The organism is Microcoleus vaginatus FACHB-2002, assembly GCF_040004035.1.
Lineage (GTDB): Bacteria > Cyanobacteriota > Cyanobacteriia > Cyanobacteriales > Microcoleaceae > Microcoleus > Microcoleus vaginatus_C.
Window position 1 is genome coordinate 96,720 of record NZ_JAMPLN010000009.1, and the last position, 13,712, is coordinate 110,431.

Here is a 13,712-nt window from a genome sequence, read left to right on the forward strand (position 1 = left end):
AGCAGTAATTTATGATAGCAAAAGGATTCAGGCTCTGGAAGTATCCGGCATAGCCAAACTCGTGACGCTGACTTTCGCGCGGTCCTGAAAATATAAAAATTTTGCCTAAGTGCTTCAGTGATTAGGGCGGGAGTACCAACAGCAAAACTACCTATTTAATCCAAGTTTCTCTAGCATTTATATTTTCTTTCTGCATGATATTTGTTTAACTAACCGCAGAGGGCGCAGAGGGCGTAGAGAATCTAGAAAAGAGAGAAAGAGGAAAAGAGAGATGTTCACAATTCCTGCAAGGGTTGTTATAGTTACAACTGGTAGCCAGTAATTATCAACAAAATACTAACTCACAAAATTAATGTTGCCAAGTACATCTAATTATTTGCTCAAAAATGGTCGCGTACCCGCGTCTCTTCTAGAGATGAAATCGATCGCGCCCTCAGCTTCTACTGTGGCGACAACGGGGAGTGAGAACAATTTTTGTTTGGTGGATATCGAAATTGCAGCGGGTACGATCGCCGAAATCATCCCAGCAGGTACAAAACCTGTATCCTCCTCTGAAGATATCCCAGTTGTAGATTTGCAGGGCGGCTTAATCTGGCCTTGTTTTGTGGATATGCACACCCATTTAGACAAAGGCCACATTTGGGAACGATCGCCCAATCCCGATGGAACTTTTGCCAGCGCGATCGAAGCGGTAGGCGCTGATGCCCAAAAAAACTGGAATGCAGAGGATGTTTACCGGCGAATGGAGTTTGGCCTCAAGTGCAGCTACGCCCACGGTACCAAAGCCATCCGCACTCACATAGACAGCGCAGGGGAACAGGGAACCGTTAGTTTGGGAGTATTTGAAGCGCTGCAAGCCGAATGGGGCGATCGGCTGATCTTACAAGCAGCTTCCTTGGTTTCCCTCGACTATTACCTGACACCCGCAGGCGAAAAATTAGCCGATCGCATTGCCCAAATTGGCGGCATTCTCGGCGGCGTCGCCTATATCAACCCCGACTTAGACAAACAACTCGATCGAGTTTTTGCCTTAGCCAAAGAACGAAATTTAAACCTCGACTTCCACACCGACGAAAACGACGATCCAGATTCAGTAACATTGCGGGAAGTAGCAAAAACCGCCATCCGCCATGAATTTGGGGGTCAAATTATCTGCGGACACTGCTGTAGTTTAGCCGTACAACCGTCAGATTTAGTAACAGAAACTCTGGAATTAGTCAAGGAAGCAAATATTGGCATTGTCAGCTTGCCGATGTGCAACCTTTACCTGCAAGACCGAGAATCTCAGCATACACCGCGGTGGCGGGGAGTGACACTGCTGCACGAACTCAAAGCAGCAGGAATTCCCGTTGCAGTTGCTAGCGATAATTGTCGCGATCCGTTTTACGGATTTGGCGACCATGATGTTTTGGAAGTTTTTAATATGGCAGTCCGCATCGCTCATTTAGATAGACCTTATGGAGACTGGCCCTGTGCAGTTACAAAGACTCCAGCCGATTTAATGGGATTGCAGAATTTAGGACGAATTGCAGTGGGTTTACCTGCTGATTTGATTTTGTTTAAGGCGCGGAATTTCAGCGAATTGTTATCTAGAGTGCAGGGCGATCGCACGGTTTTGCGGCAGGGCATTAAAATTGATACAACTTTGCCAGATTACCGCGAACTAGATGACTTGTTACGAATTTAAATCTGACATTTTGCACCAATATCAAGAACAGGCAAGATGCCTGTTCCACAAAAGATGAATTTTCTTTGTACTCGTTACTAGGCTCTGCCTGGTAACGTATATCTGGAGGCTCTGCCTCCACTTTTCCTGACCGTAATGCGAGGCAGAGCCTCTAGATCTCGGTTCCTAGGCTCTGCCTAGGAACCAGTTAAACACGTACTAGAAAATATCAACAAACGTCCCTTCTCTTTTCTTCCTTCGCGTACTTCGCGGTTCGTTCAAAAAACAATCTTTTAACAACAAGCATTTCGCATTGATATCTTGTCAATTTACCACTAATTTGATATAAATATAAAAGCTAATTTTAGTGAGGATGTTTTAAGTGAAAGCAGTTATTTTATTGTCGGGAGGGCTGGATTCCTCAACAGTTTTGTATCAAGCCAAAGCCGACGGCTGCGAGTGTTACGCTATTTCCTTTGACTACAAGCAAAGACATCGGCGGGAGTTGGAATCAGCAAGGGCGATCGCACTTTCGGCAACGGTTAAGGCACATCAGATAGTAAACTTTGACCTGACGCTTTGGGGCGGTTCGGCATTGACGGATAATGAGATGGAATTACCGATCGATCGCAATCTTGCAGAAATGTCTCAAAACATCCCCATTACCTACGTTCCTGCTAGAAATACGATCTTTCTCAGCTTTGCCCTCGCCTACGCAGAAACTCTAGAAGCCGATCGCATTTACATCGGTGTCAACGCTTTAGATTATTCTGGATATCCCGACTGCCGCCTCGATTACATCCAAGCAATGCAGGAAGTATTTCGGTTAGGAACAAAGCAGGGTAGAGAAGGAAATTCTATTAATATTGTAACACCTTTGATCGAACTTAAAAAGACAGAAATTATTCAATTAGGCAACAAATTAGGAGTACCTTGGGAGCAAACTTGGTCTTGCTACGCAGGCGGGGAAAATGCCTGTGGCGTTTGCGATTCTTGTCGGTTGCGGCTGGCGGCTTTTGAGGAATTGGGGCTGAAAGATCCGGTGCCTTATGCTTAAACAGTATTCCGACTCGGCGGTTGAAAGCGCTCCTCCATAAACTCTCGTCTCTCTCTAAGAGATTAAAGAATAAACGGGGTTGCTAACCCCGATTGGGGAGAAAAAGTTGCGCTATTTTGATCGCCCTTTTCATCAACATCTTAATGAGAAAATTTTGCCACACTACTCAACCCGCTATTCTTTCGCCCTTTCCCCACAACTTCCTCATCCGCTGCTGCAACTTCACCTAAAGCTCGATCGCCCGCAGCCCCTTCCAACAAGTGAATTTGAAGTTGCTCCAACCGCGGCCCGCACACAGAAACAACAGTAAGTTCCACATTTTCGCCGCACCAAACTTCCCCCACAGCCGGCATTCTTTGCAACTGATAGCTTAGAAAACCTCCGATTGTCTGATATTCGTCAGTTACTGGCAAATCCAAATTCAATATTTGATTCACATCATCTAAATTTAACTGCGCTTGCACTAAATAAGTGCGATCGTCCAATACTTGCAAAGCAATTTCTTTGCTGTCGGATGACTCGTAGCTGCGACCGATAATTTCAGCTATCAAATCCCGCAGTGTAACTAACCCGGAAATGCCACCAAATTCATCAACAACGATCGCAATTTCTTCCGACGAACTCTGCATCAAAGGCAGCAGTTCCCCCAGCAGCATCATCTCCGGCACAAACCTCACCGAACCCATCCAAGTTACAATTGGCGTGTCGGGAGATAGCAAACCTTCAGCTAAGGGTTTTGCAAGTTGTTTGAAGCCAATAATGCCGATAATGTCGTCTAAAGAATCTCCCGTCACGGGATAGCGGGAATGGTTAGAAATCGCCATTTCGTCGAGCAAAGTTTGAAAGGTTGCCGTCTTGGGAAGTGCGACAATGCTAGGCCTCGGCACCATGACTTCTTCTACCCAAACTTCGCCAAATTCAAACACGTTGTTGAGCAATTCTCGCTTTTCTGCTTCCAAGCCGCTGGATTCGCTGGAAGTAGCTATAATTAATTGCAGTTCTTCGGGAGTAACCGGGCGATGCCTTAGATCGTATTCGATGCCCGCAAACCGCAAGAGCGATCGAGTAGATTGATTGAGAAACGACACAAAGGGCTTGAACAAACGGGCAATCAATAAACTCGGAGGCCCTAAACTTCTGGCTAGCTGTTCGGAATACAGTAACGCTACAGATTTGGGAAAGAGTTCGCCCAGTACGATTTGCACGTAAGCTAGCAACAAAAAAGTTACTATTGATATGCTAAAAGAATGGGCGATCGCCGACTTGATGTAAATTGGCAGTGGCAAATAGCCGATCGACATTCGGACTAGCACGGCGATCGTACTTTCTCCAATCCAGCCGAGAGCTAAACTAGAAAGAGTGATTCCCAACTGCATTGTCGAGAGCAATCGCTCAATACTGTGCTGCAAAGATTGCACAGTTAAAGCTGCAACGTCGCCAGCTTCCACTAACTGATTGATTCGCGATCGGCGTACCGTCACCATCGAAAACTCAGCCGCCACAAAAAAAGCATTAATCGCAATCAGCAACAGCACTGACAGCAACCGCGACAGCACCTCTGTCGAACTCATCGCGGGTAAATCAGAAATCTCCTGCACTCTCGCCCCTAAAAGTGACACAATGCTCCCTAAAAAAACTTTCTCGATCAAACCTGAGAATCTGTCTGCAGGTTTGGTCTTCTTTTATTTTACTTCGCCACTGGAATGCCAGATATTTGCAACTGAAGTTTTTGACCTGGATAATCTGTCAGCGTCAGCGAAACTTCTTTAGCATTTTCCAGCAAAGCTGTGGGAATACTCACCGTACCGTAAAACACCTGCCCGTTGGGGGGGAGTTCCGAGGGTAAATCCTCGGCAGTCGCGCTCAGGGCCCGGCCACGATCGTCAGTGACGTTCAAGAAACTGTAGAGAAACCTCACAGCTTGGGAGCCTTCATTTTTCATGCTCACGTCTAGCAGCATGGAATTGTTGCGCTGACTGGCCGCGCTCACTTCCAGAGTTATTCCCCCGTCGCGACTGTTCAGGGGAAACTTGGCGCTGGCATTTTGTGCAGCCGGTTTTTTGGCTGCAGCTGGTTTAGAGCTTGCCTTCTCTGTTTTAGTATTTGCTTGAGCCGTTTTTTCTGGATCGCGACCTTCTATCCGTGCTTTGACGGTTGTGAGAATGTCTTTTTCTTTCAAAATGCTCACTTGGTCTTTGCTAGCCGTCGTTCCAGGCTTGCCGCTGCCAGCATTGTTGCTGGGACGAACATCGGGTTGAGTCGTTCCTTGCAAGGCTTCGCGACCTATAGTAAATCCCCAAACAGAACTCGTCACGCCTGCTCCAAACATCAGAGCCAGCAGAATTAGAGTCAGCACTACCGTCGAATTCACTGCCATTGCCTATAAGTTTATGCCGAGTCCTAGACACTGCTTTGTCCGGTCGATCGGCTCCAGCACATTGGCTAACAGGCGATCGGGAATCAGCAGATCTAAAGATTTTGATTTTTGTTCTCTAGTTCTAGCACGGACTGAGAAATTATGTTATACTTCATTTTCAGTTAGATCGAAGAAATCGATTTAACGGCAGTTGGCCGAGCGGTTTAGGCAGCGAACTCATAATTCGCCCCAGGCAGGTTCAACTCCTGCACTGCCGATTTTCAATAAATCAAGACGCTCCGCGCAACGGCGAAAAACTAGGTTTCTTCCTAGAGGCTTGCTTACCCAAGCCCCTATTCTGGTAGAAACCTGGTTTTTTACGTTGTCAGGGGGCGGAAACGAAGTATTTTGCTCAGTGATGGACGCAAAAAGTGGTTTGACGCGCTACTTACAGCGCACCCTACTTAGTTTATTTAGCTGGACTTTGTTTAACAGTCAGTTGTGCCCAATCTAAAATCTAAAATCTAAAATCGTATCAACCCTTAATTAACTCCACTCCGTCGCGCCCGTCGAGATCTTGAACGTAAACCTTAACTTGTTCTTCCTTTGCAGTTGGCAACTTTTTACCCGTAAAATCCGGCTGAATCGGGACTTCTCGGTGGCCGCGATCGACTAATACCGCTAACCAAATTTTCTCCGGCCGCCCGTAATCGTTGACCGCATTCAAAGCCGCTCGACTCGTTCTGCCTTTATATATAACGTCATCTACCAACACCACAGTTTTGCCCGTCAAATCGAAAGGAATTTCTGTTTTAGCCGGTGTCCGCATCGCAACTCGATCCAAGTCATCTCGGTAAAAGGTAATATCCAAAGCGCCCACGGGTACTTTGACTTGTTCGAGGACTTCAATTTGATCGGCCAAAATTTGAGCTAAAGGCACTCCTCTACTATGAATGCCCAACAGCACTAACTCCGAGGGATTCCCTGATTTTTCGACAATCTGGGAAGCGACGCGGGTGAGAGTGCGTCTCACTTCATCAGGGGATAAAATTTCGATAATTTTAGTCATGGGTTGCTGCGAGCTAATTGTTGGCTGTTGGCATATCGAACAATTTGAGATTTGAGATTTGAGATTGACTTGACAGATAAATCTGGGGGTTTGAACTCAAGTCAAAACTTTTTTTGCTGCTGTCGGTGGCGGATCTCTGTCTTCTGCAGGACTTACCCCGAACGGAGGAAAAGCAGATGGTGCGATTGCTTGCAAGCGGGCGAACAATGATAGAAATAAGTTATTTATGCCTCTTGGACTGTTCTAGTGAGGTCATAAGTTAGCGGCTCAAACCTAAGAAGGTATAAAAAAGCAATGATAGTCCCAACCAAATCAGAAAGCAATACCGAGTTAATTGCAATGCTTGGCAAATTAGCGGCGCTGTGATAGGGTGAACCGGCTCGCCTAACAGCGGTTTGTGTTTGAGAACTCCGCGATAGGAATTAGTACCTCCTAGTTGCACTCCCAAGATGGCCGCGTAAACGCACTCGCTCCAACCGGAATTGGGACTGGCATCTTTAACAGCATCTCTCTGACAAATCTGCCAAATGTAAATCGGTTTGCCAGATATAAGGGCTAAAGTAATCACTGTTAGCCGGCAAGGAACCCACGTCAGCACGTCTTCTAGTTTGGCGCTAAACCATCCTAAATCAGTGTATGGCGCTTCTTTGTAGCCGATCGTAGAATCTAATGTGCTGGCTGCTTTGTAAGCGATCGCCAAGGGGACTATAGCACTCGCCCACATCGAGTTAGGATCGATCGGCCCAGCGGTAACACTTAATAATAGATGCGGCAGAGCGAACCCAAGTAAGGCATAAAATAGCGGTGCTGTCACACCATCGACTGCATTCTCTGTTACAGTTTCTAACAATGCTCGCAGAATTTCTGGCTCGGATAAGTTTTCGGTATCCCGGCCGACGTAAAGGCTCAACCTTTCTCGCGCCTTGACTAAATCTCCAACATTTAAAGGTGCTAGCACATCCTCTGCTGCCGCCCTCAAACTGCGACCTGCAAAACAGCTTGCCAGCAAAATGGTCTGTATGGCAATACCTAAAAGAGGATGCACCCAACTAGCAGCTTGGACGATCGACCAACTGACAGTATAACTGCCTACAATCAGCCCGATCGCTAGTATTGTACCAGCACATCGTAGAAGCAGTTTGTGCCGGTCGCCAGCGGGACGATCCGCTGCTTCAGGCATTTTGCCTGGGGGATTATTCCATATATTAAAGACAAGTCGAGTATAGCGGTCGATCGCCCAACCCATCGCCTGCACGGGATGTGGCCAACCCCAAGGATCGCCGATCGAATAATCCAACACCGCAGCTAAAATCAAAACAGGAAATTCATCCGGCATCATTATATATTTTGTCAAACTTGATAGTCCGTCCGACCAGGAGCGATCGTCCGGGTAGCGCAGGTTTTAACTGCTGCTACCTTTGGGGACTTTAATTTTTTAGCAGCAATTTTAACTGCTGAGATTACTTTCGTCGCGGAGCAAGTGTACGTTCTCCTCCCAATTAACACCGTCAAAGGGTAGAATCTCAAAGTGTTTGATGGCATCGTCGTCAAGACAGCGGACGTTGACATCGAATTGATCGGGATGCGAGCGGGGGCGATAGAACGAGTGAATGCCGCAAATTCCGCAGAAAGTATGTTGAGCAGTTCCTGTATTAAATGTATAGGTGGTCAAAACATCTTGGCCACTGAGCAAGGTAAAACGTTCCGGCGGCACAATGAGGTGCAAAAATCCCTTCTTTTTGCAGATAGAGCAGTTGCAATCTGATGCTTCGTGTTTGTCAACGGCGACACGGAAGCGGACAGCTCCGCAGTGACAGCCGCCAAAGTAAGTAACAAGTGTTGCGTCCATGTGTGATTGCTGGCGATCGAATGAATGAACTTACCATTTAAATGATAAAGCTAGTTTCTTCCCCAAGAGCCGCTTGCCAACTGCGGACATCATAGTATAAGTCTTCGAGGGAAATACTGTACAGCGCTTCGGCAAGTTTTTTGTGCAATCGGTTCCACAAACTGAATGTTACCCAGTCCTCTGCTTGCGTCGCGTCGGGAAAATGTCGAGGTAAAGGTTCAATAGTTTCACCTACAGCCTCTAAGATTTGTCCTAAAGAGATTTGAGCGGGCATGCGGGCTAATTGATATCCTCCTTGGGAACCCCGAACAGATTGGACTAAACCGGCTCGTCGCATTTCAATCAGCAATTTTTCTAGATACGGAGCAGGTAACTCCTGTCGCTTCGCTATCGATTTCACCGATGTCGGGCCATAGCGAGGTTGCAAACTTAGATCCAGTAATGCTTTGACACTGTAGTGTCCGCGTGTGGTTAACTTCATGGGATTTTAAGAGCGGGGCAAATATTCAGCTAGCTGATAGCTGATAGCTTATGCTACCGAGTTTAGAGATTGCTCGCACCGGCAGCAGCTACTCCTCAAGAAAGACTGCAGGTTGTTAAAAATATTTAGATAATAGTGGTTAACAATTGAGCCGATCGGTGTAATATGGTTTTACGACCAGCTATAAAGCTAAAGTTTCTTGGTCAAACCAAAAACCAACCGAGAAAAAATCCGTACACCAGTTGAATATTTCAGGACTCAGTAAATGGCTAAAAAGAAAAATATCGAACCCCTTGAAGGCGAAGATCTGATCAAAAAGGTCAAAGACCTAGAGAACCTTACCAAGGAAGAAAAAGCTAGAGCCTGTGGCTACTACACCGTTACCAAGAACGGCGTAGAACGGGTCAACATGATGAAATTCCTGAATGCGCTGATTGATGCAGAAGGCATTCAGCTAGACGGGAAGCAAAACGGCAATGGACGCGGCGGACGCTCTGCCAGCTATCGGATTAGCGTTCAATCTAACGGCAACTTACTGATTGGAGCTGCCTACACCAAACAGATGGAACTCCAGCCTGGAGATGAATTTGAAATCTCTCTGGGACGCAAGCACATTCACCTGCGCCAAATCGATCGAGAAGAAGAAGTAGCCTAGGCCTTTACGACTTGCTTTGACTTCTTGCTTGAACAGGTTGGTTTGACTTCAAGCATTGACTGCAAGTAGAGAATTGGCTCTGAAATCTTTCTGTGAGCCTCAAACAGTATGGCTTCTATAGATGGCAATGGCTGGACAAAAGCCACTGCCACTACTTTATATTTTCCGAGAATACCTATTCTCGACCCTCGCTATATCCGTTTGGACAAGCGGGGGATTTTCCGCGTACCTGTTAAAGAGAAGTTCGGCAAGGGATTGTGTACCGGATGTAACGGATGTAACGCATGGATGTTCACCAAGGGATTGTATAGCGGATTTAACGGATGAATGTTGAGTTTCGATGGTCGAGGTTCCAGGCAAGAAGCAGGTTAGGTGGAGCTACGAAACCGAACAAAGCAAGACAATGGCCCAGGTATTCTGGGCCAAGAGTGCGTAATACCAGTTTAAAAAAAAGAATGCAACTGTCGGCAAACTCTAAAGCACGAGCTTCCTCATTCATCCCCAATTATTTAATCTAAAATCTAAAATCTAAAATCTAAAATTGTATAAGTCTCGTGCTTGCTCCTGATTGGTGTGTGTGTGGGAGGTGTTTTGAGGGCAAGGAAACACCTCGATCGCCCGTAAGTGAAATTACAGGCTGGAACAGTTAAAGTGTTAGGGAGCAATTAGTCACCAGCCTATGCCGTTGCCTCGATTCGCGAGTAAAACTTCTCAACACCCAATAAAAATCCCCCTGCGTCGCCTTCTAGTGGCCTCTTTTGTGCTGCAAATCGTCGCAGCAGTTGGGATTGTCGGGTATCTGTCCTTTCGCAACGGAGACAAAGCAGTCGAAGAGCTCGCCGAGAAATTGATCGCGGAAACGGGAAAGAGAGTTGAAGAAAAGCTGATTTCTTTTCTCGAACCTACCCAGTGGGTAAATAAACTTAACGCTGAAGCGATCGAGCGCGGTGAATTAAACTTACAGTTAGAAAAGCCACAGCCTCGGGGAGATAAGTTCCTCTGGCAGCAAATGCGATCTTTTAAAAGCATTCAATGGATATCCTTCGGTGCTGCAAAATCAGGAGAATATCTCGGCATTTGGCGCAATCCCACGGATAACAGCTTGCAAATTGTCGCGGCGAACAAGTCTACCAACTTTCAGAGCATATACTACGCTACAGACGGCAGAGGCACTCGCACCGCTAAATTAAAGGCAGAACCCGGAACCTACGATGCCCGTCTCCGCCCCTGGTACAAAGAAGCTGTCGCAGCTAACAAACCGATTTGGACGAGCATTTATCCGGGTTTTACTTCGGGGACTGTTTTTATAGCTGCCAGCCAACCAATTCGCGATCGAAATGGTAAATTGCTGGGAGTTAGTGCCGTAGACTTTTCGCTCTCGGGGCTTGAGCAATATCTCCATCGCATCAAGCTTAGCAAAACGGGACAAATTTTCGCGATCGAACGATCGGGCTTGCTGGTTGCCAGTTCGAGTCAAGAATCACCCTTTAGAAAGATTTCTGGAAACCCGCAACTGCAGCGGCTGAATGTTTTAGACAGCAAAACTCCTGTCATTCGCACTGCAGCTAAATATTTGTACGAACACTTCGGAGGCTTTGGCGACATTAAGCAGCGGCAGCAACTGAAATTTAGCCGACACGGGCAGGAATATTTTGTCGAAGTGCTGCCGTTTTCGGATAGTTACGGTTGAAACTGGCTGATTGCGATCGCAGTTCCCAAATCAGATTTCCTGGGGGAAATTAACAGAAATACCAGACTACTATTTTACTTGGTTTGGTGGCGCTGCTGCGACCATAGTCGTGAGATGGCCTAACGTTCTCGCTGAGATGCTCAATACATTCTTATAATTATCATGCTGGATTTGTAGCTAATAATTTAGTGTTTCACTTGGCTTTTGTCCAGCTACAGTTAACCCCCCCGATCGCCCTTTTGGTAAGGGGAAATCGAGGGGGTTAACTGTTATTTGTCAAGTATCTGAGGATATTAAGCAGGGTTCGCTTCGGCTCGTCTTTGTAGCAGGCGGGCAATTTCAGCTTTTTCTACAAGTCCGACGAGGACACCGTTTTCGCGAATGACGGGGAGTTCTTGTACTTTGAGTTGTTCTAGGAGGGTGACGACTTCGAGGAGGGATAATTCTGGTTTGACTGTTGTGGAAAATTCGATCGGCTTCAGGAGTTCTTTGACGAAAACTTGGGGCCAAGTTCCGGTAGGAATGGTTTTGAGGTCATCAAGGTCGATCGCCCCTACCAATTGTCCGGCATCATCTGTTGCCAGGAACCTGCGCCAGGTATGAGCGCTACCGATCACGTAGTTGTTGGCAAATTCTCTGAGGGACAAGTCTTGGGAGACGATCGGACTTTCGGGGGTCACAGCATCTGCGGCTGTCAATCCTGCCAGTTGATTTTGGACTGTGGCATATTGTGCAGATTGACCGGCATTTTGCAGTAAGAACCAACCGATTACTAGATTCCAAATATTGCCGAATATGCCTGTAGCAATGGCAATCCAACCAATTATTTGACCGACGCGGCTAGCAAAAATTACACCTTTGTAAGGGTTGCCAGTAATTTTCCAGACGATCGCTTTGAGGATGTTGCCGCCGTCGAGGGGCAAACCCGGAATTAAGTTAAATAAGGCTAGAACTAAGTTGATGGAAGCTAAAAGTCCGACGATGGCCGCTGCCGGGCCTGTGAGACCAGCACCGATGCCTATTGCAGTTAACAAACCGGATAACAATAAGCTGACCAACGGGCCTGCAATGGCTACCCAAAATGCTTCGGCTGGGGTTTTGGATTCTCTTTCTAAATTAGCCAGTCCGCCAAACAGAAATAGCGAAATCGATTTCACGCCAATCCCCTGTTTTATGGCTACCCAACTGTGTCCTAATTCGTGGGCTAAGACCGAAGCAAATAACAGCAACGCTGTGAAGAATCCCAGCATCCAGGGCGCTACAGGGCCCAATGTGGGAAACAGGCCAGCTAATGCGCCGCCGTACTGCCAGGTTACTAAACCCAGAACTAAAAACCAAGATGCGTTGACAAAGAAGGGAATCCCAAACAGGTTGCCGACGCGAAATGTACCGTTCATAATGGCTACCTCTGATTTTACGAATGAGAGGTTTTTCTCTCTGTCTCCTTATCGTAACGAAACGTAACGGCGATGTTAATGTTTCAATTAGGGTGTTATCCGTCTGTGGAGGTTCGGTTTGCTGAATAATTACCGCCGGCTGCGGTTTGGCCGGCTAGGGGTTAAAAATCCTTATCTCAAAACGGAAGTTCTTGCTATGAGGCTTGAGGAGGATATCTGTTTTAGTTTTCTGTTTTAATTTTCAGCCGGTTTTAACTGAATGCCAGCTTTGATACGGAGAATTAATTCGCCGACGGACTATTACACCTGTAGCAAGATATCAGTTTCAAGCAGCTTTAGCTATAATGACTGACCATACCAATAGTTTTGGTGCTAATAATTATGCCAGAATCCTTTTTGCTCGGCCGGCTGATGCTGCAATTAAACACCGAAGCCACTGATATTATTACAGACTTATCCGCTGTTGCTTTAACTCCCGATGGCCATTTGTGGCTGGGTTCCGATGAAACGACTTCGATCGAGCGTTTGTCGCCTGTCGCGCCTCATATTTTTGGAGAACATCAAAGATTTGCGATCGCAGATTTTATCGATCTACCTGGAAAATCCGAAATCGATATCGAAGGAATGGATTTTAGCAGCGATTATCTTTGGTTGGTCGGCTCTCACAGCACAAAACGCAAGAAAGCTAAAGGCAAAGACGCAGACAAAGACATTGAAAGATTAGCACAAATCGAGACTGAGGTCAACCGCTATTTGCTGGCGCGCATTCCTATGAAAGACGGGATTTTGTGCAAGTCAATTTCCCCTTCAAACAATCCCGAAACCCAACTGAAAGCGGGATGTCTTCAGCGGACAGAAACAGGCAATTTGCTGACAGACGCACTCAAAGATGACAGCCACCTCGGCTTGTATTTATCTGTGCCGATTCCGAGTAAAGAAAATGGCTTTGATATTGAAGGGTTGGCGGTGCGGGGCGATCGCATTTTGCTCGGTTTGCGGGGGCCAGTGCTGCGGGGTTGGGCGATAATTTTAGAAATAGAAGTTGAAGAGGCAGAACCGGGAGTTTTAAGGCTTAAGGCTATTGGGGAAGGAGGGAAATTGTACAACAAACATTTTGTTGATTTGAACGGTTTGGGCGTGCGAGAATTGTGCTGGAACGGGGAAGATTTGATTGTTTTAGCCGGGCCGACGATGACTTTATCGGGGGCGACGAGGGTTTTTCGGTTGAAGGAAATTTTAGGGCGATCGGGCGACAGTATTACTGGGCAAGATGGGGGAGATTTGGAGGTATTGTTTGACTTGCCTTTTAAGGTTGGTACGGACAATGCTGAGGGATTGAGCCTGTTTCCATATTTGGGGGAGGAGAATTCGCTGTTAGTAGTTTTTGATTCGCCTGATGCGGGGAGAATGGTGGAAGAAACTGCTATTTTTGCGGATATTTTTAGGTTGGGGTGAACAGAATTTACCAAGCAGCCGAAGCATACCTTACTCA

13 protein-coding genes and 1 tRNA gene are annotated in these 13,712 nt (G+C 46.7%); 7 read left to right on the plus strand and 7 right to left on the minus strand.

Going from position 1 to position 13,712, the window contains the following annotated elements:
* Window positions 1-352 precede the first annotated feature (352 nt).
* Window positions 353-1,687: a cytosine deaminase gene (locus NDI35_RS10525; protein ID WP_445312693.1), complete on the plus strand. Its 1,335-nt coding sequence runs from the start codon at window positions 353-355 to the stop codon at window positions 1,685-1,687.
* Between the two features lie 361 nt (window positions 1,688-2,048).
* Window positions 2,049-2,723 carry a 7-cyano-7-deazaguanine synthase QueC gene (gene queC / locus NDI35_RS10530; RefSeq protein WP_445312694.1) on the plus strand — a complete coding sequence of 225 codons (675 nt, stop codon included), beginning with the start codon at window positions 2,049-2,051 and terminating at the stop codon, window positions 2,721-2,723.
* A 140-nt stretch (window positions 2,724-2,863) separates the two neighbouring features.
* Here the strand turns inward: queC and NDI35_RS10535 are convergent, their stop codons facing one another.
* The gene (locus tag NDI35_RS10535; protein ID WP_445312695.1) at window positions 2,864-4,342 is read right to left on the minus strand and encodes a hemolysin family protein; all 1,479 of its coding nucleotides are present in this window, start codon (window positions 4,340-4,342) and stop codon (window positions 2,864-2,866) included.
* 68 nt (window positions 4,343-4,410) lie between these two features.
* Window positions 4,411-5,100 (minus strand): hypothetical protein, encoded by a 690-nt coding sequence (locus tag NDI35_RS10540; RefSeq protein WP_445312696.1) that lies wholly within the window; start codon window positions 5,098-5,100, stop codon window positions 4,411-4,413.
* A 184-nt stretch (window positions 5,101-5,284) separates the two neighbouring features.
* Between NDI35_RS10540 and NDI35_RS10545 the strand changes: the two genes are divergently transcribed.
* Window positions 5,285-5,357, plus strand: a tRNA-Ile gene (locus NDI35_RS10545).
* Between the two features lie 257 nt (window positions 5,358-5,614).
* On the opposite strand, the gene pyrR is transcribed toward NDI35_RS10545, so the two are convergent.
* From pyrR to NDI35_RS10565, 4 genes are all read right to left on the minus strand, one after another.
* Window positions 5,615-6,148 (minus strand): bifunctional pyr operon transcriptional regulator/uracil phosphoribosyltransferase PyrR, encoded by a 534-nt coding sequence (pyrR, locus tag NDI35_RS10550; protein WP_333083995.1) that lies wholly within the window; start codon window positions 6,146-6,148, stop codon window positions 5,615-5,617.
* A gap of 259 nt (window positions 6,149-6,407) precedes the next feature.
* Window positions 6,408-7,487 (minus strand): adenosylcobinamide-phosphate synthase CbiB, encoded by a 1,080-nt coding sequence (gene cbiB, locus NDI35_RS10555; protein WP_445312766.1) that lies wholly within the window; start codon window positions 7,485-7,487, stop codon window positions 6,408-6,410.
* Window positions 7,488-7,595: 108 nt separating this feature from the next.
* Window positions 7,596-7,997, minus strand: coding sequence for a GFA family protein (locus NDI35_RS10560; protein WP_333041192.1), 402 nt, complete (start codon window positions 7,995-7,997; stop codon window positions 7,596-7,598).
* Window positions 7,998-8,034: 37 nt separating this feature from the next.
* The gene (locus tag NDI35_RS10565) at window positions 8,035-8,478 is read right to left on the minus strand and encodes an Rrf2 family transcriptional regulator (protein WP_333041193.1); all 444 of its coding nucleotides are present in this window, start codon (window positions 8,476-8,478) and stop codon (window positions 8,035-8,037) included.
* Window positions 8,479-8,743: 265 nt separating this feature from the next.
* On the opposite strand from NDI35_RS10565, the gene NDI35_RS10570 reads away from it, so the two are divergent.
* From NDI35_RS10570 to NDI35_RS10580, 3 genes are all read left to right on the plus strand, one after another.
* Entirely contained in the window at window positions 8,744-9,133 is a 390-nt protein-coding gene (locus NDI35_RS10570; protein ID WP_333060228.1) for an AbrB/MazE/SpoVT family DNA-binding domain-containing protein, read from the plus strand.
* 108 nt (window positions 9,134-9,241) lie between these two features.
* The gene (locus NDI35_RS10575) at window positions 9,242-9,460 is read left to right on the plus strand and encodes a hypothetical protein (protein ID WP_445312697.1); all 219 of its coding nucleotides are present in this window, start codon (window positions 9,242-9,244) and stop codon (window positions 9,458-9,460) included.
* A gap of 433 nt (window positions 9,461-9,893) precedes the next feature.
* The gene (locus tag NDI35_RS10580) at window positions 9,894-10,823 is read left to right on the plus strand and encodes a cache domain-containing protein (RefSeq protein ID WP_445312698.1); all 930 of its coding nucleotides are present in this window, start codon (window positions 9,894-9,896) and stop codon (window positions 10,821-10,823) included.
* A gap of 293 nt (window positions 10,824-11,116) precedes the next feature.
* On the opposite strand, the gene NDI35_RS10585 is transcribed toward NDI35_RS10580, so the two are convergent.
* Complete coding sequence (locus NDI35_RS10585; RefSeq protein WP_445312699.1) at window positions 11,117-12,220, minus strand: site-2 protease family protein; 1,104 nt, start codon at window positions 12,218-12,220, stop codon at window positions 11,117-11,119.
* A 381-nt stretch (window positions 12,221-12,601) separates the two neighbouring features.
* On the opposite strand from NDI35_RS10585, the gene NDI35_RS10590 reads away from it, so the two are divergent.
* Window positions 12,602-13,675 carry a DUF3616 domain-containing protein gene (locus NDI35_RS10590; protein WP_445312700.1) on the plus strand — a complete coding sequence of 358 codons (1,074 nt, stop codon included), beginning with the start codon at window positions 12,602-12,604 and terminating at the stop codon, window positions 13,673-13,675.
* Window positions 13,676-13,712 lie beyond the last annotated feature (37 nt).